This window comes from Alkalimonas collagenimarina, from assembly GCF_030717845.1.
Taxonomy (GTDB): domain Bacteria; phylum Pseudomonadota; class Gammaproteobacteria; order Enterobacterales; family Alteromonadaceae; genus Alkalimonas; species Alkalimonas collagenimarina.
Genome location: NZ_JAUZVZ010000003.1, coordinates 44,176 through 70,680, shown reverse-complemented (window position 1 = coordinate 70,680; position 26,505 = coordinate 44,176). Strand labels below are relative to the sequence as shown.

At 50.2% G+C, this 26,505-nt stretch carries 24 protein-coding genes and 1 tRNA gene; 19 read left to right on the top strand and 6 right to left on the bottom strand.

The window, feature by feature from the left end:
• Positions 1-153 precede the first annotated feature (153 nt).
• A complete protein-coding gene (locus tag Q3O60_RS02700) occupies positions 154-561 on the top strand; it encodes a MerC domain-containing protein (protein WP_305892364.1) in 408 nt (135 codons plus the stop codon).
• Between the two features lie 399 nt (positions 562-960).
• Here Q3O60_RS02700 and Q3O60_RS02695 read toward each other — a convergent pair whose 3' ends face one another.
• From Q3O60_RS02695 to rsgA, 3 genes are read right to left on the bottom strand one after another with little or no spacing between them, the layout of a single operon-like run.
• Positions 961-1,671: a glycerophosphodiester phosphodiesterase gene (locus tag Q3O60_RS02695; RefSeq protein ID WP_305892363.1), complete on the bottom strand. Its 711-nt coding sequence runs from the start codon at positions 1,669-1,671 to the stop codon at positions 961-963.
• A gap of 30 nt (positions 1,672-1,701) precedes the next feature.
• Positions 1,702-2,568, bottom strand: a complete 867-nt coding sequence (gene asd / locus Q3O60_RS02690) for an archaetidylserine decarboxylase (protein ID WP_305892362.1) — start codon at positions 2,566-2,568, stop codon at positions 1,702-1,704.
• 30 nt (positions 2,569-2,598) lie between these two features.
• Positions 2,599-3,633 carry a small ribosomal subunit biogenesis GTPase RsgA gene (rsgA, locus tag Q3O60_RS02685; protein ID WP_305892361.1) on the bottom strand — a complete coding sequence of 345 codons (1,035 nt, stop codon included), beginning with the start codon at positions 3,631-3,633 and terminating at the stop codon, positions 2,599-2,601.
• A gap of 122 nt (positions 3,634-3,755) precedes the next feature.
• On the opposite strand from rsgA, the gene orn reads away from it, so the two are divergent.
• A complete protein-coding gene (gene orn, locus Q3O60_RS02680) occupies positions 3,756-4,301 on the top strand; it encodes an oligoribonuclease (RefSeq protein ID WP_305892497.1) in 546 nt (181 codons plus the stop codon).
• Positions 4,302-4,376: 75 nt separating this feature from the next.
• Positions 4,377-4,452: transfer RNA gene (locus Q3O60_RS02675), tRNA-Gly, on the top strand.
• A gap of 56 nt (positions 4,453-4,508) precedes the next feature.
• On the opposite strand, the gene queG is transcribed toward Q3O60_RS02675, so the two are convergent.
• A complete protein-coding gene (gene queG / locus Q3O60_RS02670) occupies positions 4,509-5,636 on the bottom strand; it encodes a tRNA epoxyqueuosine(34) reductase QueG (RefSeq protein WP_305892360.1) in 1,128 nt (375 codons plus the stop codon).
• A 161-nt stretch (positions 5,637-5,797) separates the two neighbouring features.
• Between queG and tsaE the strand changes: the two genes are divergently transcribed.
• The 13 genes from tsaE (at position 5,798) to rnr (ending at position 21,504) form a co-directional block, all read left to right on the top strand.
• The gene (gene tsaE, locus Q3O60_RS02665) at positions 5,798-6,304 is read left to right on the top strand and encodes a tRNA (adenosine(37)-N6)-threonylcarbamoyltransferase complex ATPase subunit type 1 TsaE (RefSeq protein WP_369812617.1); all 507 of its coding nucleotides are present in this window, start codon (positions 5,798-5,800) and stop codon (positions 6,302-6,304) included.
• Positions 6,294-7,619, top strand: coding sequence for an N-acetylmuramoyl-L-alanine amidase (locus Q3O60_RS02660; RefSeq protein WP_305892359.1), 1,326 nt, complete (start codon positions 6,294-6,296; stop codon positions 7,617-7,619). Before tsaE ends, Q3O60_RS02660 begins: the two co-directional genes overlap by 11 nt.
• Positions 7,619-9,451 (top strand): DNA mismatch repair endonuclease MutL, encoded by a 1,833-nt coding sequence (gene mutL / locus Q3O60_RS02655; RefSeq protein ID WP_305892358.1) that lies wholly within the window; start codon positions 7,619-7,621, stop codon positions 9,449-9,451. Before Q3O60_RS02660 ends, mutL begins: the two co-directional genes overlap by 1 nt.
• Positions 9,451-10,377, top strand: coding sequence for a tRNA (adenosine(37)-N6)-dimethylallyltransferase MiaA (miaA, locus tag Q3O60_RS02650; protein ID WP_369812621.1), 927 nt, complete (start codon positions 9,451-9,453; stop codon positions 10,375-10,377). The genes mutL and miaA overlap by 1 nt, the downstream gene beginning before the upstream one ends.
• Positions 10,378-10,470: 93 nt before the next feature.
• Complete coding sequence (gene hfq / locus Q3O60_RS02645; RefSeq protein ID WP_305892356.1) at positions 10,471-10,728, top strand: RNA chaperone Hfq; 258 nt, start codon at positions 10,471-10,473, stop codon at positions 10,726-10,728.
• Positions 10,703-12,037, top strand: coding sequence for a ribosome rescue GTPase HflX (hflX, locus tag Q3O60_RS02640; protein WP_305892355.1), 1,335 nt, complete (start codon positions 10,703-10,705; stop codon positions 12,035-12,037). The genes hfq and hflX overlap by 26 nt, the downstream gene beginning before the upstream one ends.
• A 48-nt stretch (positions 12,038-12,085) precedes the next feature.
• Positions 12,086-13,252 carry an FtsH protease activity modulator HflK gene (gene hflK / locus Q3O60_RS02635; protein WP_305892354.1) on the top strand — a complete coding sequence of 389 codons (1,167 nt, stop codon included), beginning with the start codon at positions 12,086-12,088 and terminating at the stop codon, positions 13,250-13,252.
• A gap of 3 nt (positions 13,253-13,255) precedes the next feature.
• Complete coding sequence (gene hflC / locus Q3O60_RS02630; RefSeq protein ID WP_305892353.1) at positions 13,256-14,134, top strand: protease modulator HflC; 879 nt, start codon at positions 13,256-13,258, stop codon at positions 14,132-14,134.
• Between the two features lie 94 nt (positions 14,135-14,228).
• Positions 14,229-15,404 carry an aminotransferase class V-fold PLP-dependent enzyme gene (locus Q3O60_RS02625; RefSeq protein WP_305892352.1) on the top strand — a complete coding sequence of 392 codons (1,176 nt, stop codon included), beginning with the start codon at positions 14,229-14,231 and terminating at the stop codon, positions 15,402-15,404.
• 81 nt (positions 15,405-15,485) lie between these two features.
• The gene (locus tag Q3O60_RS02620; RefSeq protein WP_305892351.1) at positions 15,486-16,787 is read left to right on the top strand and encodes an adenylosuccinate synthase; all 1,302 of its coding nucleotides are present in this window, start codon (positions 15,486-15,488) and stop codon (positions 16,785-16,787) included.
• A gap of 102 nt (positions 16,788-16,889) precedes the next feature.
• Positions 16,890-18,278: a S41 family peptidase gene (locus tag Q3O60_RS02615; protein ID WP_305892350.1), complete on the top strand. Its 1,389-nt coding sequence runs from the start codon at positions 16,890-16,892 to the stop codon at positions 18,276-18,278.
• A gap of 140 nt (positions 18,279-18,418) precedes the next feature.
• On the top strand, positions 18,419-19,075 hold the full coding sequence (locus Q3O60_RS02610; RefSeq protein WP_305892349.1) for a tetratricopeptide repeat protein: 657 nt from the start codon (positions 18,419-18,421) through the stop codon (positions 19,073-19,075).
• 74 nt (positions 19,076-19,149) lie between these two features.
• Positions 19,150-21,504, top strand: a complete 2,355-nt coding sequence (gene rnr / locus Q3O60_RS02605; RefSeq protein WP_305892348.1) for a ribonuclease R — start codon at positions 19,150-19,152, stop codon at positions 21,502-21,504.
• Positions 21,505-21,519: 15 nt separating this feature from the next.
• Here the strand turns inward: rnr and rsmD are convergent, their stop codons facing one another.
• On the bottom strand, positions 21,520-22,113 hold the full coding sequence (gene rsmD / locus Q3O60_RS02600) for a 16S rRNA (guanine(966)-N(2))-methyltransferase RsmD (RefSeq protein ID WP_305892347.1): 594 nt from the start codon (positions 22,111-22,113) through the stop codon (positions 21,520-21,522).
• Between the two features lie 155 nt (positions 22,114-22,268).
• Between rsmD and ftsY the strand changes: the two genes are divergently transcribed.
• From ftsY to ftsX, 3 genes are read left to right on the top strand one after another with little or no spacing between them, the layout of a single operon-like run.
• Positions 22,269-23,543, top strand: coding sequence for a signal recognition particle-docking protein FtsY (gene ftsY / locus Q3O60_RS02595; RefSeq protein ID WP_305892346.1), 1,275 nt, complete (start codon positions 22,269-22,271; stop codon positions 23,541-23,543).
• Between the two features lie 3 nt (positions 23,544-23,546).
• Positions 23,547-24,230: a cell division ATP-binding protein FtsE gene (gene ftsE, locus Q3O60_RS02590; RefSeq protein ID WP_305892345.1), complete on the top strand. Its 684-nt coding sequence runs from the start codon at positions 23,547-23,549 to the stop codon at positions 24,228-24,230.
• Positions 24,227-25,207: a permease-like cell division protein FtsX gene (ftsX, locus tag Q3O60_RS02585; RefSeq protein ID WP_305892344.1), complete on the top strand. Its 981-nt coding sequence runs from the start codon at positions 24,227-24,229 to the stop codon at positions 25,205-25,207. The genes ftsE and ftsX overlap by 4 nt, the downstream gene beginning before the upstream one ends.
• A gap of 21 nt (positions 25,208-25,228) precedes the next feature.
• Here ftsX and Q3O60_RS02580 read toward each other — a convergent pair whose 3' ends face one another.
• Positions 25,229-26,443 (bottom strand): EAL and HDOD domain-containing protein, encoded by a 1,215-nt coding sequence (locus tag Q3O60_RS02580; RefSeq protein ID WP_305892343.1) that lies wholly within the window; start codon positions 26,441-26,443, stop codon positions 25,229-25,231.
• Positions 26,444-26,505: the final 62 nt, after the last annotated feature.

The window sequence follows — 26,505 nt, the reverse complement described above, 5'->3', positions numbered from 1 at the left end:
GGCCCCATGCATAGGGTAACGTATACCGCCAGAATGGCACCTATTATGCCATAAAGTTGTCAGGACGGCAGTACAGCAATTGCTCGCTCAATATTTCATTTTGCACTGATTTGTTATATCATCTCACTCCAATTGATGATGCAGGTGTTCGTGGTGATTAGCCAAAGTAAAAGTTTACTGGATAAAGCAGGTATTGCATTAACGTCGCTCTGTGCGGTGCACTGCATTTTATTGCCTGTATTGCTGCCAGTGATCCCATTGCTGGGGGCTAGTTTTTTAGCGAATGAAAGCTTTGAGCGGGCGGCTTTGTTGTTGACCATGGTGCTGGGGTTTATCGCACTATTTTCTGGTTTTCACCGCTACCATCGTAAACTTTACCCCTTCTACTCGCTATTTTTAGGCGGTTTTATCTACTGGCATAAAGATTCGTTTGGCCACCACTTAGAGCCTGCGGTGCTTACCGTTGGTGCGGCCTTTGTTGTACTGGCGCATGTGCTCAATATGCGGCTGTGTCAGCGTTGCACCGATTGCAAAACCGATTCCGAGCCCGTTCAGGGCTAATCCCTTCCTGCTTTTTACTATCTATTGACTATTTTAAAGCATTTGTCAGCTTATTTGACTTCACTCTATGCGTCATGTAGCTTTTATAAAAGACTTAGAGATTGAACTACATTAGACCCTTGAAGGGTTTATGCTTGATTCCGAAACTACGCGGTTTATGATTGATATTAGAATTCTTTATTTTGTAACTATATTTACGTTTGTTTTTACAGTGGTTCCTCTTTACATCATAAAGTACTATAAACCAGACGGATATCGTCCAAATATTATATTTTGCGGAGCTTTAAGCTTTATCGTACCTCCATTCGCCTGGTTATACTTTGCTTGGGCGATAGGTAATTACCTACGCTATAAGCCAGACAGAGAAAAAATAGAATCGTAGATGCTGTCAAGCCGGTCTTATACCGGCTTTTTTAGTTTGTCATGCAACCACATTCGGCTACGGGCCGGGTAGTTGGTAAAGATCCCATCCACCCCCAGTTGTAGCATTTCTTCAATTTCGTCTGGTTGATCAACGGTATACACATAAACACACAGACCCAGCGCGTGTGCTCGCTCGACCAGTTCTTGATCCATAAAGTTAATTTCGCAATGCACTGAATACATACCCAACTGCCTGGCGTAATCAGCATAATTCAGCTGCAGGCTGGCGGTTAAGGCACCAAGCCTGAGTTCTGGTACCGCGTTTTTGAGTTTCAGCAGCAAGTGATGATTAAATGAGGACACAAGCAGCTCGGATAGTTCGAAACCCAGTTCGCTTTGTGCCCGGGTCAGCAGTGCCAGCAAGGGCTCGACAGTATTTTTGCCCTTTAACTCAATATTAAGCCAGCAGCGACCATGCACCAGTTGCAGCACTTGCCATAAAGTGGGAATGCGCTGGCCTTGGCCAGCATCCAATTGCATCAAATACGATAAGGTATGTTGGTAAATGGTGCCGGAGCCATTGGTGGTGCGCTCCAGCTTTGGGTCGTGGATGACAATCAGCTCGTCATCGACGGCATAGACGTCGATTTCAATAGCATCAGCCCCTTGCAACAAGGCTTGCTCGATAGCCAGCAGGGTATTTTCCGGGAACTCACCACTGGCGCCACGATGAGCAATGATGTGCATGCTACCTCCGTGTCATCTGTTCTATTGAGCTTAGCCAGCTTGCAGACGATTGGCAAAAGGTGCACCCATTCGGGTGATGCTGCCGGCCTCTTGCCCATCCAGAAACTCGATTTGCTCTGGCGCAAAGGCCAGTACCACGGTCGAGCCCAATTTAAAGCGGCCCATTTCTGCACCCTTTTCCAGCCGCACTGCGGTAGACCCAGTGGCCGGGTACTGCCAGCGATGGATGCTTTTACCGGTCGGTGGCGTGATGGTGCCTGCCCAGACAGTTTCTATACTGGCGACAATGGTGGCTCCGACCAATACCAAAGCCATCGGGCCAAGCTCGGTATCAAAAATAGTCACCACTCGTTCGTTGCGGGCAAACAGATTAGGTACATGTTCAGCCGTTAAAGGATTCACCGAAAATAAGTCGCCCGGTACATAGACCATTTCACGCAAGGTCCCACTGACCGGCATATGAATACGGTGGTAATCTTTAGGGGCCAGATAAATGGTAGCAAACTGGCCGCCTAAAAAAGGCTCTGCGGTAGCGGCTTCGCCACCCAGTAAGGCTTGTAAGGAATATTGATGATTCTTGGCCTGCACCAGTTCGCCGTTGGTGATAGGACCTAGTTGGCTGATGGTGCCATCGACCGGGTGGGCAACAATGGTTGGATCATCGGCCAGTGGACGAATGCCGTCTTTTAATGGCCGGGTGAAGAATTCATTAAAGCTGGCGTAATCGCGGGCCTGCTCGTGTTGAGCTTCAGTCATATCGATTTTGAATGCTTTGATAAACAGTTTGATCAGAAGGTGGCTAAACACACCAAGCCGGGCCGCAGCCAACCAGCCTACCATTCTGGAAAGCAGATGTTTGGGCATGATGTATTGCAAGATTATTTTTACTTTATCCATAGGGTACTCAAGTTAAGTCACAGGTTACGATTAAAGGTAATTGGGTTTATCTTCCGCCATGCTGGTTAGGATCTTCAGATAACTCTGATAGCGTATCTCGCTGATATGGCCATCAGCAACTGCCTGAAGAATAGCGCAGCCGGGATCGGTGATGTGTTTGCAGTCGCGGAATTTGCAGTGGCCAAGGTAATCCCGAAATTCAATAAAACCGGCGGTGACTTGCTCCGGGTTAAAATGCCATAAGCCAAATTCACGAATACCGGGCGAGTCAATCAGTTGGCCGCCATCGGGCAGATGATACAACCGCGAAGCCGTGGTGGTGTGCTGACCAAGGCCGGACACGCTGGAGACATCCCGCGTCGATAACTGCAGTTCGGGCAGGATGCTGTTCATCATCGATGATTTCCCCACGCCGGATTGGCCGACCAAAATACTGGTGCCCTGGCGCAATAACGTCTTGAGCGCGTCCATACCAAGACCGGTATGAGCACTGACCCACAGGTAGTCGTAGCCAATGCGTTCGTAAACCGCCAGTTGCTCTTCCAGCACTTCACGTTCAGCGTCGCTCAGCATATCGGCTTTGTTGATCACCAGCAATGGGGGGATGTCGGTCACTTCAGCCGCGACCAGATAGCGATCGATGATGTTGCAAGAAAACTCTGGTAGCACGGATGATACCACCACAATGCGGTCGATATTGGCGGCGACTGGTTTTAAGCCATCGTAGAAATCCGGACGAAGTAGCACGCTCTGGCGATCAGCGATGGCATCAATAATGCCTTCGACGCCACCTTGCGGCTGACGGGCTTTACGCCAGACCACTCGATCACCGGTAACGGCCGAGTTTAAAGAGCGGCGTAAGTTGCAACGGATGACATCGCCGTTCTCTGATTCGACATCGGCGTGTTGACCAAAGCGGCTTAAAATCAAGCCTTGCTCAGATCCAAGGTACAGCGAATCTTCCGCTGGTGGCGCTTGCTTTTTATCCGCATCGCTCAGCCGGCGCTGGTTCTGCTGCGCTATACGTTGTTGTTGCTGTTTGGTTAAGCGTCGTTTTGGGCTCACACAATTTTGCCTGTAGCTCTGCTCCGGCCTGAGCGTTTCGCACTGACTAGGAGCGGATGAAGATGCGGTGTATGATAACCGGAATCCGATAAGTTACAAAGTAAAGACGCAGCGAGGCAGCGATAGCAATGAACGAACAAAACTTGATTTGGTTGGATCTGGAAATGACCGGCCTGAACCCGAAAACCGATGTTATTTTGGAAATCGCCACCATTGTTACCGATAGCGAGCTGAATGTACTGGCTGAAGGGCCCTCTTTAGCGATCAAACAGCCTGACTCGGTGCTGGATGGCATGGACCCTTGGTGCGTGAAGCAGCATGGTCAAAGTGGCCTGACCGAACGCTGCCGTACCAGCTCGGTCAGTTTGGCCGAAGCAGAGCAGCAAACACTGGCCTTTTTGCGCCAGTATGTGGCTGCGGGAAAATCGCCCATGTGTGGCAATAGTATTGGTCAGGATCGCCGTTTTCTGGTGGAGTATGCGCCTGAGTTGGAAGCCTACTTTCATTACCGTAATCTGGATGTCAGCACTGTGAAAGAGTTGGCTCGTCGCTGGGCACCCGACGTATTGCAGCAGGTGAAAAAGCAGGGCAGTCATCTGGCGTTGGATGATATCCGTGACTCGATCGCTGAATTAGCCACCTACCGCACCCACTTTTTTAAATTCTAGGTCTAAAAGGGCTTGCTTTCGGCGCTGGTTTTTGTAAAATGCGCGCCATCAGGACAAACACCAGTGTTCTGCATTGCGAGTATAGCTCAGCTGGTAGAGCGCGACCTTGCCAAGGTCGAGGTCACGAGTTCGAACCTCGTTACTCGCTCCACATTCCCAAAAAGCAGCCGTCAGGCTGCTTTTTGCTTTTCTGATTCTTACTATTTATCAGGCATCCCGTGGCAGACCCTTTTGAATGATTCGTACCAATCGCTCGGTTTGTCTTGGCAGGATGGAATCATTAAGCCATTGCTTTTTTTGCTGCTGGTGCAGTGCCCATTGAATATGCTCCTGTACCATGGAGCTGGCTAGCTGTAGTCGAGTATTCAGTTCTGCAACTATCGCTTGATCATAGGGTGCATTTCCGAGTGCTACTGCCAGGTTACGTTGCCAGCGTTCATAGCCAATTCGTCGAATTGGGCTGCCCTCTGTCCGTTGTAAAAACTCGGTTTCATCCCATTGAAACAAACTCAGTAAGCTTTGCTCGCGCCAGTGCTGGCGAATTTGGTAATCCGGCTCGATGCTGAGCGGCGCCTGACGATTTTCCGGGCATACCAGTTGGCAGTCATCGCAGCCATAAATCCGATTACCGATTAATGGCCGAAGCGCTTCCGGAATCGCTTCTTTTAGCTCAATGGTTAGATAAGAAATGCAGCGACGTGCATCGACCACATAAGGTTCAACGATGGCTTGGGTTGGGCAACTGGTGATGCAGGCAACACAAGGGCCGCAATCGCCGGTGGCTGGCTCATCAACCGGCAGTGGGATATCCACCAACAATTCACCGAGGAAAAACCAGGAACCAGCCGTTTCATTCAGCAATAAGCTATGTTTACCAACCCAACCAAGTCCGGCTTTTTGCGCTAAGGGCCGCTCCAGAATGGGAGCCGAGTCGACAAAGGGGCGGTAGCCAAGCTCAGTGACGCTGTGCTGAATGCGTGTTGCTAATTGCTTAAGTTTATTACGGATCACCTTGTGGTAATCGCGGCCCAGTGCATAACGGCTAATGTAGGCTTGTGAAGGGTCACTTAAATTGGTGGCAAAACGAGCCTGCTGTGGCAAGTAGTCCATGCGAACGGAAATCACCCGCAAAGTTCCGGGCAGTAGCTCATGAGGCCGGGCACGCATCATGCCGTGGCGCTCCATGTAGTCCATCTCACCATGGTACTGCTTGTCCAGCCATGCTTGCAGGCGCGGCTCTTCCCGGCTTAGGTCGGTGTCGGTAATGCCGCACTGTGAAAAGCCAAGCTCAAGGGCCCAGCTTTTAATTTGATCTGCCAGTGATTGCAAAGCCATACATAGGTGTTGTTGGTTTATGGTGTGGTTATCTTACCATAGAGCGGCTTACCCTTGGTTTATTCTGTATTAAGCGGGTTTCAGCCTATTAGGGATAACAGTGGCGCTGAATTTTTGATAAAATCGACGGTCATAACAGCAGTAGAACAAAGGCGAGTGCAGTGCAACCAATATCTTACCGTCTGATTTTGTCCGATGAAGCGGCGACACAGGCTGTTTCAGCCCAGCTGGCGCAGTTGCTGCCGGGTCGCGCTCTGTTGTACTTAGAAGGCCCGCTGGGTGCTGGTAAAACGACCTTTAGTCGCGGTTTGTTGCATGCGTTGGGGCATAAAGGGGCGGTAAAGAGCCCGACGTATACTCTGGTAGAGCCGTATCAGCTGGCGACTAGACAAATTTATCATTTTGATTTATACCGGTTAACAGATCCGGAAGAGCTTGAATTTATTGGTGGTAGAGATTATTTCAGCGCCGATGCACTTTGCCTGGTCGAGTGGCCAGAGCGTGGCGTGGGCTTTTTACCACCCGCTGATTTACAGCTGCAATTGGATTACGACGTCGAAGACCCTGAACACAGCCGGACTCTGACGTTGCATGGCATGAGCCCGTTAGGCCGGTCGATTGTAGCTACCATGAGTGTCGATAAAAAATTGAGTGCTGATGAAAAATAATAACAATAATTTTGGCTTTGCTCTGTTTTGTTTGCTGGTACTTAGTTACCCATTGCAGCTATGGGCTGCCAGCAACGAGGTCCAAAGTATTCGTATCTGGCCTTCACCAGAGAATACCCGTGTTGTGTTTGATCTGGCCGCGGAACCGGCTCATAACTCTTTTGCGCTCGATAATCCGGATCGCTTTGTCATTGACCTGCGCCAGCACAAGGCACAAGCCCGTTTACCCGGTACGGATGGCGAAGCAGACCTGATTACCTCGATCCGCTCCAGCTACACTGCCAGCAACCAAACGCTACGCATCGTTTTGGATTTATCGTCCAAAGCCTCAGCCAATGTGTTCTCATTACCGCCGACAGGTCCTTACGGTCATCGCCTGGTGGTGGATTTTAAGGGCGAGCAGCGCGAGTTGCCGGTGGCGCAAGCCAGAGCGCAGCGCCAGCCCGGCAGGGATATTATTATTGCCATTGATGCCGGACATGGTGGTGAAGACCCTGGCTCCATTGGTCCTTCGGGCACTTTTGAGAAAAATCTGGTACTGCCGATATCTCGTCGTCTGGCCGAGTTGATTAACAATGAGCCCGGCATGAAAGCGGTACTGGTTCGCACCGGCGATTACTTTGTCCATCTGAACCGGCGCACCGATATTGCCCGTGAGCTGCAAGCTGACTTACTGGTATCCATTCATGCCGATGCATTTACCTCGCCGCAGCCACGGGGCGCAGCGGTGTGGGTGTTGTCACTGCGGCGTGCAACGTCTGAAGTAGGCCGGATGCTGGAACAAAAAGAGCGGCACTCTGAGCTGCTCGGTGGGGTGGGTGATGTCATCCGCGATTCGACGCAAGAGCGCTATTTAGCGCAAACGGTGTTGGATTTATCAATGAATCACTCGATGGTCTCAGCCCATCAGGCTGCAACCCATGTTTTGACTGAACTTGGGCAAATCACCCGGTTGCACCGGCGTGAGCCGCAAGCCGCCAGCCTTGCGGTACTGCGCTCGCCGGATATTCCATCGATTCTGGTTGAGGTCGGCTTTATCTCCAATCCGCAAGAAGAGCAACAGTTGCGTACGGCACAGCATCAGCAGCGTTTGGCACAATCGATGTTTCAGGGGCTGCGGCGTCATTTTCGGGCATCGCCACCGGCCGATTCATTGTTTGCCCAGCAGCGTACCCGAGAGTACCGGGTACAAAGAGGTGATTCCTTATCCATCGTTGCTCAGCGCCACAATGTATCGGTGGATGCCTTGCGCCAACACAATCAGTTAAACGGTGACACCATTCGGATTGGTCAGGTTCTGCGGATCCCAGATTGATGCCAATTCAAATCCTACCGCCACAATTGGCCAACCAAATTGCAGCGGGCGAGGTGGTTGAGCGCCCTGCCTCCGTGGTGAAAGAGCTGGTGGAAAACGCCTTGGATGCAGGTGCCAGCCAAATTGATATCGATATCGAAAAAGGCGGAGCTCGCTTAATTCGGGTGCGTGACAATGGCTGTGGTATCGCGCAGCAAGAGCTAACACTGGCACTAAGTCGTCATGCTACGAGCAAGATTGGTAGTCTGGATGACTTGGAACATATCATGAGTCTCGGTTTTCGCGGCGAAGCACTGGCTAGTATCAGCTCAGTGGCCCGATTGCGATTGACCTCTCGTCCGGCTCAGCAGGAAGCAGCATGGCAGGCGAGTGCTGAAGGCCGTGAAATGAATGTGCAATTAAAGCCAGCAGCGCACCCAACCGGTAGCAGTGTTGAAGTGCAGGATTTATTTTTTAACACGCCAGCCAGGCGCAAGTTTCTTCGTACGGAAAAAACCGAATTCTCCCATATTGATGAATTGATCAAACGGCTGGCATTAAGCCGTTTCGATGTTGGCTGGAGTTTAACGCACAATAGTCAAAGCATTCGGCGACTCAAACCCGCGAGTACGGCGGCTCAGCAGCTTCAGCGTGTAGCCAGCTTGTGTGGCCGGGTTTTTGCGGAACACGCCTGTTGGATTGAAAATCAACATCAGGAATTGAAGCTATGGGGTTGGTTGTTGCCCCCTGCAGCCATTGAGCAACAAGGCTGTCAGTATAGTTACGTCAACGGCCGCATGATGCGTGATAAACTGCTTAATCATGCCATCCGTCAGGCCTATGGTGAACGATTAACAGACAGCCAACAACCTGTGTTTGTGTTGTATCTGGAGTTGCCTGCGCATGATGTCGATGTCAATGTGCATCCAGCCAAGCATGAAGTGCGTTTTCATCAGGCACGGTTGGTGCATGACTTTGTCGTGTCTGCACTAAGTGATGCACTGCAGCAAGTGACGCCTGTAACGACTCCGTCAGCAGCGCGTTCGGTTGAGGCGGCTTCAATGCCTGTTTCTGATAGTTATTCTTCAGCGATATCCGCGGCTCAGCCTGGCCACAGGTCAGAATCGGGCTCAACGTCGAACAAGGCCTCGCCTTACAGCAGTGCATACCGGTCTCAGACGTCGACTAGTCAGGTGGGGTCACAGCTGAATTATTTGGCGATGCAGCAGCAGGCAGTTCGTGATCAGCCTGCGCAAGCAATGACCGCATCCGTCTTAAGTGTGCAGAATCGTTTTTTACTGCAAAGCAAACAGGATCAGGTGCAACTGGTTAGTGTAGCCAAGGCACTGGTACTTCAGTGGCAGCAGCAGTCGCCCGAGCCTCGCCCGCTACTGGTGCCACTTCGGATGGTGCTTTTGAGTGAAGAGCAGCAGCAGCTACAACACGTCGCCAGCTGGTTGGTGCAGCTCGGGATTGATGTGCTACTGCATGATGAGTTGGCGATTATCCGGGCCGTACCCGCATGGTTGCAGCGTAGCCCGCTGGAACGCTGCTTTATGCCGTTTTGTTTGCATCTGGCAACGCAGGACACTTCGCAGCAGGATGCTATCCAACAAGAGACTATGCAACAAGAAGCTATGCAACAAGAAGCGATGCAACAAGAAGCGATGCAACAAGAAGCGATGCAGCGAGTGCTGATGCAAGCGGTTGATCTACTACTGAAGGCGCATTGGGTCCAACTGGACTATGTTGTACAATGCTATCCATCGCTGCAGCAACAGCCGCCTGAGGAAGCCATCATGGACGTTGACCTAAGCTCGGTGCTGGCGGCTCTGGAGGCATCATTTCAATGATGCAGCACGAAAATACCGTTATTTTTCTGATGGGACCGACGGCATCAGGTAAAACCGAGTTAGCACTGGCGCTGGCTGCTGAGCGCCCGGTAGACATTATCAGCGTAGACAGTGCCTTAATTTATCGCGGCATGGATATTGGTACCGCTAAGCCTTCAGCCGCAGAATTGGCATTGGCGCCGCATTATTTGATTGATATTAAAGACCCTGTTGAGGCGTATTCAGCGGCAGATTTCCGGCAGGATGCGCTCAGCTGCATTCAGCAGAGTGTGCAGCAGGGCCGTTTGCCAGTGCTCGTGGGTGGTACCATGTTGTACTTTAAAGCCTTACTGGAAGGCATTTCGCCTTTGCCCGCTGCCGATCCAGCCATACGCGCACAGATCGAGCAGCAAGCATCAGAGCATGGCTGGCATGCATTGCATCAGGAACTTTCTCTGGTCGATCCGGTCTCAGCTGAACGTATACATCCAAATGATCCGCAACGTATTAATCGGGCTTTGGAAGTTTACCGTATAACAGGTCAGAGCATGACTCAGCTGACGCAACAGAAAGGCGAGTTGTTCCCGTATCCGGTTCGACAATTTGCCATCGCACCAGGCGATCGATCTGAGCTGCATCAGCGTATAGCTGTACGATACCAGCACATGCTTTCTGCAGGTTTCGAGCAGGAAGTTCAGCAATTGAAACAACGGCACGATCTGCATTTAGATTTGCCGGCAATACGCTGTGTTGGCTATCGACAAATGTGGCGCTATCTGGATGGAGACATTGACTACCAGCAGATGACCGAACAAGCGATTGCAGCCACACGACAACTAGCGAAGCGGCAATTGACCTGGTTGCGCGGCTGGCCGGATGTAAACTGGTTGAAAACTGAAGCAAAAGTGAATGAAAACTTGCAAGCGGTGTTAACTTCGCTAAGCTAAATTTGGAAGCAAAAAAATAGTCAGTAGTAGAACTTGAAATTTTTAAAATAATCCATATATCAAGCGGACTTATAAAAATAAGGAATGCGGCACATGGCAAAAGGCCAATCTTTACAGGATCCTTTCCTGAATACATTACGTCGGGAACGTATCCCGGTTTCAATTTACCTGGTGAATGGTATCAAGCTGCAGGGGCAGGTTGAGTCTTTTGATCAGTTCGTCATTTTGCTGAAAAATACCGTCAGCCAAATGGTGTATAAGCACGCCATTTCAACGGTTGTGCCTTCACGTGCTGTCAATACTATGATGGCAACCAATAGTGGGAATGACTCTGACGACGTTGAAGAGTGAGTCGACTGCCAAAGTGGCAGGCCATGATACCGGATCGTTTGCTGAAATCGAGCGAGCGATTTTGGTTCAGGTGGAGTTTTCGGCTGACCGACAACAAGACAGTCTGGATGAGTTAAAGCTGCTAGCCAGCTCTGCCGGTGTCGATGTTGCAACCGTGGTACGTTGTCGTCGGCAAGCACCGGACAGTCGCTACTATGTCGGATCAGGCATTGCCGATCATTTAGCTGAGCAGGTCGAGTCTGCTGAGCTCAGTGTCATCATCTTTAATCATAATTTATCGCCAGCACAAACCCGTAATTTGGAAAAACGTTGTCAATGCCGGGTGATTGATCGTACCAGTTTAATTTTGGACATATTTTCACAGCGTGCTCGCAGTTACGAAGGCAAGCTGCAGGTTGAACTGGCTCAATTAAAACATTTGTCTTCGCGTCTGGTTCGTGGCTGGGACAATATTGAACGTCAAAAAGGCGGTATTGGTTTACGCGGTCCGGGGGAAACCCGGCTGGAAACCGATCGTCGTTTATTACGACAGCGCGTCACTGCATTACGTCAACGTCTGGATAAATTAACCAAACAGCGGCAGCAAGGTCGTCAGGCCCGGCAACGAGCAGAGATCCCAGTGTTGGCCTTAGTGGGTTATACCAATGCAGGAAAATCATCGCTATTCAATCGCTTAACTCAAGCCAATGTCCATGCGGCCGACCAGCTGTTTGCCACCTTGGACCCCACCCTACGTCGTATTGATATCGCGGATTACGGTCCTGCTGTACTTGCCGATACGGTTGGCTTTATTCGTGAGCTGCCCCATGATTTGGTCGCTGCGTTCAAATCAACTTTACAAGAAAGTCAGGATGCCGATTTAGTTTTGCTGGTGGTAGACTATGCGGACAGCGATCATCAGAGTAAACTGGATCAAGTTCAGCTGGTGCTGACTGAGATTGAAGCGGACTCGGTGCCACAATTGTTGGTGTGGAATAAAATTGATCAATGTGACCTAACTGCCCGTATTGATTACGATGAGCAGGGGGTTGCGCAGGCCGTGTTTGTCTCTGCACATAGCGGCGATGGTATTGATTTATTGCAACAAGCGATCCGGCAGCGACTATCGACAGATTATGTGCAATTGAACTTGTCTTTACCTTCATCTGCAGGGGAATGGCGAGCACGTTTGCATCAACTAAAAGCGGTCAAGCAAGAAACATTTACCGAGCAAGGCCATGCCTTAATCACGATTTCACTATCGGCTGCTGACTGGGGGCGACTACTGCAGCAAAGTAGTGGTCTGCTGGAAAACTATATCGTCAGTTGAACGCTTTTTTGATACATTAACCGCATGAGTAATTAATTGGAGTAAACCATGGCTTGGAATGAGCCGGGCAAGAACGGCAAGGACAACGACCCCTGGAAACAGGGTGGACGTGATCAAGGCCCGCCCGATTTAGATGAAGTATTTCGCAACTTTGGTAAAAAGTTTGGCGGTATTTTTGGTGGCAAAGGTGGAGGCTCGGCTGGCTCCTCTGGTGGCGGCTCTATCACGACCCTGTTGTTGTTGATTATCATTGTCGCTGGTCTGGTATGGGCTTTTAGTGGTTTTTACACCATAAAAGAATCCGAACGCGGTGTTATTTTGCGCTTTGGTCAGTACCACAGTGAAGTGGGCTCTGGTATTCACTGGAAGCCAACCTTTGTTGATCGAGTGACACCAGTTGATATCACGAGTGTCCGGTCATTCAGAACCGATGGTTTCATGTTAACGCAGGATCAAAATCTGGTACGGGTAACCTTTGAAATCCAGTACCGTGTGTTTGACGCACGTTCTTATTTGTTCTCTGTCGTGAACGCCGATAGCAGCTTGCAAGAAGCCACTGATGCTGCCTTGCGTTTTGTGATTGGTCACTCACTGATGGATGATATCCTGACCCGGGGCCGTGAAGTGGTTCGGCAAAATACCCGGCAGGAACTGGAAACTATCATTACACCTTATCAAATGGGTCTGACCTTGGTTGATGTCAACTTCCGTGATGCACGCCCACCAGAAGAAGTGCGTGATGCCTTCGATGATGCCATTGCGGCACAGGAAGATCAGGAGCGTTTTGTGCGTGAAGCCGATGCGTATGCGCGGGAAATTGAACCGAGAGCTCGTGGTCAGGTTAACCGTGTGATGCAAGAAGCGGAAGCCTACCGTCAGCAAGTGATTCTGCGCGCACAAGGTGAAGTAGCTCGCTTTGCACAGTTACTGCCTGAGTATGTGGCAGCGCCTCGCGTTACCCGTGAGCGTTTGTACATCGAAGCGATGGAAGAAGTGTACAGCAATACCTCGAAAGTTATGGTTGATGTAACGAGTGGTAACAACATTATGTACTTACCTTTGGATCAAATGATCAAAGGTGGTAGCTCCGGTTCCGGCTCCAGCTCGTCCAGTGCGATCCCGGTGACACCGCAGCGTTCATCGCAGGATTCACAAAATACGGCACCACGGCAGGACGTTCTGCGCGGTGGCACTAATCGCGATGGGAGACGTTAAGCCATGAAGAATTTAATTGTTGCAATTGTAGTGGTGGCTGGCCTTATCGTAGCTTCGGCACTGTTTGTTGTGCCAGAAGGCGAACGTGCCATTGTCATTCAGTTTGGTAAAATCCAGCGGGATGCTGGCGATCAGGTGCGGGTGTTTGAGCCTGGCTTGCACTTCAAAATTCCGATGATCGATACCGTGCGGAAACTGGATGCAAGGGTGCAAACCCTGGACGATCAAGCAGACCGTTTTGTGACCGCAGAGAAGAAAGATTTGTTGGTCAATAGTTACGTGAAATGGCGCATTCGTGACTTTGGTCAGTACTTCCTGAGTACTGGTGGTAACACCATGCAAGCTGAAGTGCTATTGAAGCAGTACATTAACAACGGCTTGCGGACTGAGTTTGGTACCAGAACCATTCCAGAGATTGTCTCTGGAGAGCGTACTGAGTTGATGGATAGTGCCTTGCAACAAGCCGGTATTGCGGCGCAAGAGCTGGGAATTGAAGTCATCGATGTACGTGTGAAGCAAATCAACCTACCCGATGAGATCAGTATCTCCATCTTTGCCCGGATGCGTGCAGAGCGTCAGGCCGTTGCGCGTGAGCATCGCTCTCGTGGTATGGAAGAAGCAGAGAAAATTCGCGCCGATGTAGATGCTCGCGTCACCGTTATGCTGGCGGACGCGGAGCGTAACTCCCGTACCGTTCGCGGTGAAGGGGATGCGCAAGCTGCCAATATCTATGCGGAAACCTACAGCCAGGATGCCGAGTTTTACTCCTTCATCCGCAGCTTGGAAGCGTATCGTCGTAGCTTCCGTAGTAAAGACGATGTGCTGGTTATTCAGCCGGATAACGATTTCTTCAAACACATGAAAACCAATCAAAAACCCTAGTAAGCTCAACCAGAGCAGGGTTTTAGGATGAAAACGAATGAAAAGGCCCTATGGGGCCTTTTTTGTCATCAGGTTTTGTAAAAGGCTATTGCGTATGTATCAGCACCTCTATCAGCATTTTTTATCCGGCCATCAGGGTAAACAGCACTTTGCCAGCCATTCGCATCACTTTTGGCCAGACGTCACCCGTCAGGCCATGCTGGAGTACTGGGACTTGAGCGCTGTGCATTCCGATGAGAAATGGCAGCAGGTGTTTGGTGACAAAGTCCCGGCCACCCAACAGTTACTCGCCGATGTATTAGGAAGTAAGCATCCGCAGCAATTGGTGTTTGCACCGAACACTCATGAGCTGGTGATGCGGCTGCTCAGTTGCTTTGATTGGCGTCAGCCGGTTCGCATTCTTACCACTGATAGTGAGTTTTATAGCTTTCAGCGCCAGGTTAGCCGCTTACAGGAAGATGGTCAGGTGGAGCTCACCGTGATCCCAACGGCCCCTTATGCCGATTTTGAACAACGCTTTATTGCTGCAGCAAACGAAGCTGAGTTTGATTTGGTGTTCTGCAGCCAGGTGTTCTTTAATTCAGGGGTGGCACTGACTGATTTAAATACCTTTGTGCAGCAGCTGGCTGCTGCAACCGATGCCATGATTGTTATTGATGGTTATCATGGCTTTATGGCACTGCCGCTTGATGTAAGTACCATTGAACATCGCATCTTTTATCTAGCTGGCAGTTATAAGTATGCCCAAGCGGGAGAAGGCTGTTGCTTTATGCTGACACCTGCAGGCAACCAGTACCGGCCTTTTTATACCGGCTGGTTTGCCGAGTTTGGTGCGCTGCAGCAAGAGCGCAGTGCGCAGGTACCTTACAGTGAGGATGGTTTTCGCTTTGCTGGGGCCACCATGGATTTCTCGGCCTTGTATCGATTGCATGCAGTGTTGCAGTTATTTCAGCAACAAAACATCACGGTGGCCAAAATTCACCAGTATGTGCAGCAGTTACAGCAGGCGTTTTTACAGCAACTCAAAGCCGTGGATCAGAGTATTTTAGGTGAAAAACAACTTTTACGGCGTGATCTCAGTTTGCATGGGCACTTTTTGACCTTTGCGCTCGAAGATGCAGCGATTGCCGAATCTTTATCGCGCTATTTAAAACAAAATCATATCCTTACCGATTTCAGAGGCAACCGTTTACGCTTCGGTTTTGCCATGTATCAACGGGCTGAGCAATTCGATTTAAGCTGCTTGTCGTTTTTTTCGCATAAAAAGTGAGTTTTTTTCAGCCATCCAGATGCAGTTTGCACAGAGTTTTGGTAGAATCCACGCCTTATTTTTTTCCGTGATGTAGGTACCATGGCCAAGAACGTCGTCGTGCTAGGCACCCAATGGGGTGACGAAGGTAAAGGTAAAATTGTTGATCTGCTAACTGATAAAGCCAGCTATGTTGTGCGCTATCAGGGTGGACATAACGCAGGCCATACGCTGGTCATTGATGGTGAGAAAACGGTATTGCACCTGATTCCATCAGGTATTTTGCGTGAGAATGTTACCTGCGTGATTGGTAATGGTGTGGTGCTGTCACCAGAAGCCTTGCTAAAAGAAATGGCAATGCTGGAGCAACGCGGCGTCCCAGTCAAAGAGCGGCTGGTACTTAGTGAAGCCTGCCCATTAATTTTGCCCATTCATGTTGCACTTGATGTCGCTCGTGAAAAAGCCCGTGGTGCCAAAGCGATTGGGACCACAGGTCGTGGTATCGGTCCTGCTTATGAAGACAAAGTGGCTCGCCGTGGCTTACGGGTTGGTGATTTATTTAACCCTGAGCTGTTTGCTGAGAAACTGAAAACGGTGATGGAGTTGCACAACTTCACCCTGACTCAGTACTACAAAGAAGAAGCCGTCGATTATCAGCAAACGTTGGATGATGCGCTGGCCATTGCCGATACGCTCAAAGCCATGGTCACCGATGTGACCGACTTATTGGATCGTGCCCGCCATGACGGCAAGTCCATCATGTTTGAAGGTGCCCAAGGCACCTTACTGGACATTGATCACGGAACCTACCCGTACGTGACCTCTTCGAATACTACGGCGGGTGGTGTTGCCACTGGTTGTGGTTTTGGGCCTCGCTACCTCGATTACGTACTGGGTATTGTCAAAGCCTACACTACACGTGTTGGTGCTGGCCCATTCCCGACGGAATTAAGCTGCGCAGCTGGTGAACACTTAGGTGTGAAAGGCCACGAGTTTGGTGCGACCACAGGCCGGAAGCGCCGCACTGGCTGGTTCGATGCTGTAGCGGTTCGCCGTGCGGTGCAACTGAACAGTATTTCTGGTTTTTGCTTAACCAAGCTGGATGTACTGGACGGCCTTGAGAGCATCAATATTTGTATTGGCTACCAGCTACCGAATGGTGATGTCACTGAGATACCACCTATGGCAGCAGAAGGCTACGAGCAAGTCATTCCAGTCTATGAAACTATGCCTGGTTGGAGCGAAAGTACCTTTGGCTGTCAGTCGATGGAGCAGTTGCCGCAAGCGGCACTGAACTATATCCGTCGTCTGGAGGATTTAACCGGTGTGCCAGTGGATATTGTTTCTACCGGGCCAGACCGGGTTGAAACCATTGTATTGCGTCACCCATTTGCTGATGCTTAACGACTGACTGAACCAAACACATTTAATCATCATATAAAAAGAGCTGCCTTCAGGCAGCTTTTTTTATATGATGGATAATGTAGTAACTATGAGGTTATCATCATGAAGCAGTATATTGTTGTTATTGCGGCACTTTTGTTGTTTGGCTGCGGGGGATCAGGCTCAGGCTCTGGACCTGTCTCCAGTGGCAATTCTGCTGATTTGACGCAGTTCCGGGGCAATAACTGCCCATCGACAGCATCAGCCAATGCTGAAGCATTTTGTTTGATGTTCCGAAATTACTTGTGGTACCAACAGATGCCGCAAACGGTGAACTTGACACAATTCAATTCGACCAACCAATTAGTGCAAGCGCTAAGTGCGCCAGATGACCGTTTTAGCTACACCTTGTCAGCCGACGAGTACGAGTCGCGTTTTATTAATGCTCGTTTTTTTGGTTTTGGCATGTCATTTAGTATTGTTGATAACGATAGTGCCTTATTGGTGCGTTTTGTGTATGACAATGGCTCTGCGGCCGAAGAAGGGCTTCGCCGTGGTGACCGAATTACTGAAATAGAAGGCAAGTCAGTTCAGCAATGGTATGCTGACATTGATGCCGGTATTGCGACCAACGAGGATATGTTTGGTGGCAATGACGATGGCGTGATGCGCGACTTTGTCTGGAGCAAGCCCGATGGCACTGAAATACAAGCGTCCTTTATCAAACGTGAAGTGACCACCAATACTGTCTTACATACCTCGGTGATTGAACAAGAAGGTCAGCGCATCGGTTACCTCGTCTTTAATTCGTTTATCGAGTTCTCAGAAAGCGAACTGGAAGAAGCCTTTAGTTACTTTAAGCAACAGAACATCGATGAATTGGTATTGGATGTGCGTTACAACGGCGGTGGCTTGATCCGGGTAGCTAGTCAGTTGGCATCGCATATTGCCTGGCCCAAAGTGCAGGATGAAACCTTCGTGACTTTTGCCTACAATAATAAAAACTCACAGAACAATGAGACGTGGCCATTTAGTCTGGGACAACGTGGCCAGAGCTTCCTTGATCTGGACCGGGTTATGGTGCTGACCACGCCCGGTTCTTGCTCATCCAGTGAATTGGTGATTAATTCACTCAGCCCATTTATTGACGTGGTACAGATTGGTGGCGCAACCTGTGGTAAGCCTGTGGGCCAGAGCCCGGAATACTTTGACAGCCGCCGTCAGGTTATGTTTGCGGTAAATTTCCAGACGGTCAATGCACTCGGCTTTGGTGATTATTTTGATGGTTTAATGCCAAATTGTCCGGCATCAGAAGTGATCAATGGTGATTGGGGAGCTGAAGATGAGCCTTTGTTGGCAGAAGCGCTGCACTATGCTGCCACCAATGCCTGCTCTTCTGCATCTCAGCAACACTTTGATGATCGAGTGCAATCTCAAGGGTTGCCTGTGCAGTTACGAGCGCCAAAAACGGATTTAGCCAAGCCGTTCTGGCATCATTGGAACGAGCATTAGCATGGATCAGCAAGGCCAACGAGAGTTGGCCTTTTTTTTGCTATGATTTAGGGTATGAGTAAATAAAAACCACACTGAAGTGTGGTTATCAGTCGCTGTGCTTTGTGGTGCCGACTTGTTGATTGATGAGATGATGACCGATGCGATTAGCTGTGTGGATACTAACAGTCTGTTCTTACACTAGTGTTTTTGCTGGTGCTTTTGTTACGAGTACAGTGCAAGCCGAAGAGGTACAGATCCGCCAGTTGGAAGCCATTCAGCTGTATACGCAAGATGAGTTGCTAGCGCTGATCCAAACCAACAGTCATTTGCGCCGGGTACAGGATGACGACTGCCAACTGGTGCGGGATATTGAAGCCCGCGCTGATATTATGAAGTTGCCAGCTTATCAGTTTTTATGGGGTGATATGTTGGCCTATGCCGTCTGTGTGCCTCGCGACATTGAACGTGGTTGGCAATTGATGCAAGATGCCGCTGCACAAGGCTTGCCCGCTGGCTTGGAGCAGGTTGGACGTTATTATCATATCGGTCGTTTTGTCCAGCCAGATGAGCGCAAGGCCATCCTCTATTTACGTGAAGCCGCGGCCTTGGGGCATGTACCTGCCACCATTCGTCTGGCCGATATTCTGCTGGCTGATGCCGGCAGTCCACGCGATTACGAACAAGTGTATCGTTGGTTGCATCACTCCGTCACGGCCGATAGCAGCACCCATCAGAAAATAGCCGATTTATTGCGTCAGCTCGAGCAAAGAATGCCAGAGCGTGTCGTGTTACAGGCACGTGAACCTGTCCGCTAAGCAAAGCGATAACTATAGCAAACTGCGCTAACGCTGTTACACTAAAGGCAATAGTAGTGACAGAAGGGTCATGCATGACCATTAAAGATCCACATCTTGCCCGTGAGCAAGAAAAGTACGACAACCCGATCCCCAGCCGCGAATTTATTCTTGAGCACATTGAGAAGCGGCAAGAACCTGCCTATTTCGAGGAACTGGTTTCCGAATTAGCCTTGCAGGATGACGATGCTATCTTTGCCTTGAAAAAGCGTTTACGCGCTATGGAGCGAGATGGCCAACTTATTTACACTAAAAACCGCCGTTATGGCTTAGTCGACCGGATGGACTTAAAAAAAGGTCGGGTGATAGGTCACCGCGATGGCTTTGGTTTTCTCAAATTAGATGAAGGCGGGCCAGACTGGTTTATTCCGCATTACGAAATGACGCGCTTGCTGCACGGCGATCATGTGTTAGCGACGCTGGCCGAGGGCCGGCATAACAAACATAAAACCGAAGCGCGCATTGTCCGGGTACTGGATGCCCGTCAGGATCCGGTGGTCGGGCGCTATTTCCGTGATTACGCTTTGGCTGTCGTGGTGCCAGAAGATCCGCGTATTGGTCAGGACATTGTGATCCCTGAAGGTGCTCAGGCGGATGCACGTCACGGTCAGGTGGTGCTGGTTGAGATAACCGAGCGGCCGACCAAGCGGGTGAATGCTATAGGTAAAGTGGTTGAAGTACTGGGTGAGCATATGGCGCCTGGTATGGAAATTGATGTCGCCATCCGCAATCACCAAATCCCTCATGTGTTTCCTGATGCCGTCAGCAAGCAAGTCGCACACTATGGCGAAGAAGTGGATGCTGCGGCCAAAGCCAACCGGGTGGATCTGACCAAGGTCCCCTTTGTCACCATCGATGGTGAAGATGCGCGTGATTTTGATGATGCTGTCTATGCCGAAGCCAAAGAAGACGGTGGTTGGACGCTGTGGGTTGCCATTGCCGATGTCAGCAGTTACGTCAAGGTTGATACCGCCTTGGATCAAGAGGCCATTCTACGCGGCACTTCGGTGTATTTTCCTGATCACGTGGTGCCAATGCTACCAGAAGCCTTATCGAATGGGCTGTGCTCACTGAATCCGCATGTTGATCGGCTTTGTCTGGTGGCGAAAATGGACATCAGCGCCCATGGCAAACTGATGAGTTATCAGTTTTTTGAAGCCGTGATGAATTCACATGCCCGCTTTACCTATACCAAGGTACACGCCATTTTGCAGGGCGACAAAGAACTACGTCAGCAGTATGAAAGCAGCCTCAGCACGCTGGAAACCTTGCATCAGTTGTACCGCTGTCTGGCGAAAACCAGAGCCAAACGAGGTGCGATAGAGTTTGAAACGGTAGAAACCCGCTTTATCTTTAATAGCCATCGTAAAATTGAAGCCATCGTGCCAGTGCATCGCAATGAAGCCCATAAGCTGATTGAAGAATGCATGATTATGGCTAATGTGGCGGCCGCTCGTTTTCTGGAGAAACACAAAACGCCGAGCTTGTATCGGGTGCATGAGCAACCCGATCCAGATCGGCTGGGTAACTTCCGTCGCTTTTTGGCTGAGCTGGGTATTGAATCGACCTTACCGGACGAACCAAAGCCCTTACAGTTAGTACAAGAGCTGGCTCATTTAGCGGACCGGCCAGATAAAGAACTGATTGATATTACCTTGCTGCGATCAATGAAGCAGGCGGTGTACCAAGGTGAAAATGTCGGCCATTTTGGCTTGGCCCTGGAGGCATATGCCCACTTTACCTCGCCCATTCGCCGCTATCCCGATCTGGTGGTGCATCGCACCATTAAATCCATTTTGCACAAACAGGGGCAAAAGACTACAGGCGAACATCATTACAACCCTGACCAAATCGAAAAGCTAGGCGAGCACTGCTCCATGACCGAGCGACGGGCAGATGATGCCACTCGTGAAGTGTCCGATTGGCTGAAATGCGAGTACATGCAGGATCATCTGGGTACGGTGTTTGATGGTGTGGTATCGACCGTGACCAGCTTTGGTTTGTTTATCCGCTTGACCGAGCTTTACATTGAAGGCTTGGCGCATGTCACCTCATTGAAAAATGATTATTATCACTTTGATGCCGAACGGCAGATGCTGATTGGTGAACACTCGCGGCAAAGCTACCGCTTGGGTGATGCGGTAAGAGCCAAAGTAGTGGCGGTTAATCTGGATGCCAGAACCATTGATCTGACGTTAGAAGACTTACCGGGGGATCACCGGGCGGCGGCCAGAGAGCAACGGAAAGTCGTGAAGGGCGCTGCAGCCAGACCGGGCGCTGCGAAAGCACGACCATCAAAGGCTGGGGCGGCTAAGGCCAAAGCGGCAAAACCAAAGAAACCAAAAGCGGCTGGCGCTACGAAAAAACCAAAACCACGCAAAAAACGCTAAGCGGCTGTGCGCTCGCTAAACGTTTGGGGTGCGCTGAAATAGCCGGTACGCCAGTTGACCGGCTATTTTTTCTTTGCGCAACTGCCAGTTGGCAGGCAAAGTGGTTAGTGCTAACTCTTTTTCGGTTTCTAAATAAATCAGCGCATCATCGGTCAGCCAGTGATGTTGCTCCAGCAACTGACAGCAAGGTTCTGCTAAGCCCTGGCGAAACGGCGGGTCAATAAACACCAATTGGTAAGGCAAAGCAGGCGGTGTACGCAAGTGCTGCAGGGTGTCGGTTTGAATGACATCGGCGCTTGCGCCCAATTGCTGACACAATCGTTGCAGCTCTGTAGTCAGCTTTCGGTCCTGCTCCAGCAAGGTGGCATGCACCGCGCCCCGCGACATGGCCTCAAAAGCCAGAGCACCGCTGCCGGCAAAGCAATCCAGCACTCGGTTACCATCTGTTTCTTGCATCAACCAGTTAAATAAAGTTTCCCGCACCCGATCGGTGGTAGGGCGCAGCCCCTCGGCATCGGCTACGGGGATTTTGCGGCCACGCCAACGGCCACTGATGATACGGACCTGCCCGCTGCTGGTGGTTTTTTTATGTGCTTTGGCTGCCTTCATCAAGTGCTCTTTTCAATGAATAATGAATGATTCAGTCGGAACTAGAATGCCCTCAGGCAACGAAGATAAACACACACTAGTTGTTTATGCGCTGCATTGAAGATGCTAGTATAAACACCAATTTTACCTGATCTTTAGTGTACTGACATCGGCTTATGAGCAAAGAATCGAAACTCTTTTCCTGGCTTGGTTTTGGCAAGAAGCCAGCCACACCCTCCGAAACCTCAGATCAACATGAAACACCGCCGCCGACTCCGGTTGATGCAGCACTTGAGTCTGATGAGGAAGCGAATAAAGCGGCACCTGAGTCCCAGTTTGTGTCCAAACCTAAGCCTGAACCAACACCGGGCTCAGAACCAACCGCCGAAGCTGAGTTGACCACTGAAATCAGCCCTGCGACTAAGGTTAGTCCGTCTGAATCGGCTGACACAGTAGCGATTGAAGCGACAGCCCAACCTGCAGCGACGTCTAAGCCTCAAGCGATCTCTACGTCAGGTGCAACGTCGAAGCCCGGGCTATTTGCCCGCTTGCGCCAAGGGCTCAGTAAAACCAGCCAAAATTTAGGCTCGGGTCTTGCCAGCTTATTTATAGGCAAGAAAATTGATGATGATCTGTACGAAGAGCTGGAAACTCAATTGCTGATGGCCGATGTTGGCGTGGATACCACGCAGAGTCTGATCAAACAACTGACGCAGCATGCCGATAGAAAGTCGTTGAAAGATGCGGAGCAACTGTATCAAAAGTTACAGCAAGACATGGCAGCGCTGCTGCATGATGTCGAGCAACCGCTGGATCTGGAGCAGGCCAACGGGCCCTTTGTTATCCTGATGGTTGGTGTCAATGGGGTGGGCAAAACCACCACCATAGGCAAGATGGCACAGCAATTTAAGCAACAGGGCAAACAGGTGATGCTGGCTGCCGGTGATACTTTTCGCGCCGCGGCTGTCGAGCAGTTGCAGGTCTGGGGTGAGCGCAACTCTATTCCAGTGATAGCCCAGCATACTGGGGCTGATAGTGCCTCGGTTATTTTCGATGCCTATCAGGCCGCTAAAGCCCGCAAAGCTGAGATCTTGATTGCCGATACCGCAGGACGCTTGCAGAACAAAGCGCACTTGATGGAAGAGCTGAAAAAAATAGTTCGGGTGCTGCAAAAAATTCAGCCCGAGGCACCGCATGAAGTGATGTTGACGCTGGATGCCGGAACCGGGCAGAATGCATTGAGTCAGGCGCGCTTATTCAATGAAGCGGTGCCGCTAACTGGCATTACGCTGACCAAGCTGGATGGCACGGCCAAGGGTGGGGTGATTTTTGCCATCGCTGACCAATTTCACATCCCGATCCGCTATATCGGCGTCGGTGAGAGTATTGATGATTTGCGTGCCTTTAACAGCACCGATTTTATTGCCGCATTATTTAACAAGGATGCCTGATGTATGCTGACCTTTGATCAGGTAAGTAAAAGCTATCCGGGTGGTTTTATCGCCTTGGATCGCATTAGCTTTGAGCTGGCCAAAGGTGAAATGGCCTTTCTTACCGGTCATTCTGGCGCGGGCAAGAGTACCTTGCTGAAGCTGATCAGCCTGATTGAACGTCCGACCTCGGGGCGGGTGTTAATCAATCAAATTGATTTGAGTCGTATTCGGCGCCATCAGGTACCTTTTATCCGCCGCGACATTGGCATTATTTTTCAAAACCATCGCTTGTTGATGGAGCATACCGTGTTTGATAACGTCGCGCTGCCATTGATTATCGAAGGCTTCACCGGTAAAGACATGGTGAAGCGGGTGCACGCGGCGCTCGATAAAGTCGGTTTGTTGGATAAAGTCCGATGTTTGCCTGAAACCTTGTCGGGCGGTGAGCAGCAACGGGTCGGCATTGCCCGTGCCGTAGTGAATAAACCGCCGCTATTGCTGGCGGATGAGCCGACAGGAAATTTGGACCCGGAATTATCGAAAGACATTATGCAGGTATTTGAAGCCTTTAATCAGGTCGGCGTGTCAGTATTGATTGCCACCCATGATCATGGTTTAGTCGCTCGCATGCGCTACCGTACCCTAACGCTGAAGCAGGGTAAAATGATCAACGATGGCTTATTGCAGTTCGAGGAGCCATTGTGAGTATTTTATTTTCTGGCCGGGCGACTGGCGCGACGGCAAAAAAAATCAGCCTGATGCAGCGCTGGTGGATGTCGTGGACCCACCATTTACGTCAGGCCATTGGAAGTTTGGGTGAGTTATGGCGCACGCCACTCGCTTCCTTGATGACGATTGCGGTGCTGGGCGTCAGTTTAACACTGCCTACTACCTTGCACCTGTTGGTAAAAAATGTGCAGTCCATCAGTGGCAGCTTTACTCAAGCCGCTGAAATCAGCTTCTTCATCAAAGATGATGCCACCGAGGCTCAAATTACCACCCTGCGAACCATGTTAAGTGCCGACCCAGAGATCGAGCAAGTGCATTTCATTTCTAAACAACAAGCGATGGAAGAGTTTAGCCAACTGTCTGGTTTTGGTCAGGCCATGCAACATGTAGCGGACAACCCGCTACCGAATGTGTTGCTGGTGCTGCCGCGCAATACTCAACCTCAGGCGGCCGAGACCTTGCGCGCCAGAATTGAGCAGGAGCGAATCGTCGAGTTTGGTAAATTGGATATCGCCTGGCTGGAGCGGCTCGATGCCATGCTGCTGTTACTGCGCCAAGCGGTGCTGGCGATTGCTGTTTTATTACTGAGCGCGGTGCTGCTAATTATTGGCAATACCATTCGCTTATCCATTATGAATAAAAAAGAAGAAATTGAAGTGATGAAGCTGGTCGGGGCGACCGATGCGTTTATTCAGCGGCCTTTTTTGTACACCGGCGTCTGGTTTGGCTTGTTTGGCGGTTGCCTCGCATTTTTAATTGTGGAGCTGATGCTGTGGTGGCTAGAAGCCGCTATTGGGCACATTACCGAGCTGTATCACAGCCACTTCACTTTAATGGCGATGTCGTTATCGGAGTTTATGGCCTTGATTGGCATTGCAGTAGCACTGGGTCTGGCTGGCTCGTATTTATCGGTCAGTCGGCATATTCGCGCAATTGAGCCGACCGGGCCCTAGTAGATGTAGCGGCGGTTTTTATTAACTGAGCTGCTGCAATTGCTCTGCCCAATCGACTGCATCCAGATACAGCTCCCGCACATCGGTTTGCCCATCAATGGTACCGTTAGCTTGCTGCTGATAGTGCCGCCAATCGGCTTGCTCGTAATGCAGCACCATTTGCAGTGACTTGCCGAGGGCCCCTTGTTGCTGTAACAGCGCACTCTTAATAGCTTCCTCTAAAGGCAGTTGAGCTAAGACTTGCTCCAGTGGCTGTTCTAGTAAGGCATCGATCAAAGACAACATACCAGTTAAAAAAGCACTGGATTGCAGTTCCAACTGGCCCGATGCTTTGGTCAATTGATCGCAAAAGCGGGCACGGATAATCGACATCTTTAGCAATTCAGGCTGATCGGTCACCGACAGATTCGATAGCGCCACCAAAGCAATGAATTTTTTCAGCTCGGTTTCGCCCATAAACACCATGGCATGCTTGAGCGATTGGATAGGGTTAGCACGAGCGTAGTAGGCGCTGTTGATAAAGCGCAGCAATTTATACGACAAGCCCAAGTCCCGTTCAATGACCTGTACCAATTTATCAAAATCGAGTTCTGGTTCGGCCGCTTCAGCAATCAATGAAAGTAAGTGCATCTGATGATGCCCCAGCTGTTTATGCTTAAGCATCTCAGGCCGGGCAAAAAAGTAACCCTGAAAGTAATGAAACCCCATGGCCTGCAATTGATGAAACTCAGTCATGGTTTCGACTTTTTCTGCCAGCAATTTGCCAGTAAAGCCTTTGAGCTGACGAAGCAGCTGTGGCAATTCGTCCATGGCATTTTGCCGGATATCTACTTTCAAAAAGCTAATCAATGGCAGCAGCCGTTGCCATTCAGGTTGAAAGGTGTAATCGTCCAGTGCCAGTTGATAGCCCATTTCGTGTAACTCGCGACAAGCCGTCATCAGTTCACTGCTGTAGCGAACCGACTCTAAGATTTCAATCACTGTGGTGGCTGGGTCTAGTGAGGTTGGGAAATGATACAGCAGGCTATCTTCGGCAAAGTTAATAAAGGCTAATTTGTTGGCGGTAATGCGTTCAACGCCAAACAATAAATGCTGCTCGGACAGCAAGCGGCTGGTGGCTTCATCCGGGTCAATGTCAGGAAAGGCATTGTGCTCGCCATCACGAAACAATAACTCATAGCCAATCAACTGTTGTTGCTGGTTAAAAATAGGCTGACGTGCGACATAGCCATACATTCGGCAGAGTTCCCTGATGATGATTTTCTCCAGTGTAAATCAATTTTCCAGTAGCGTCATAT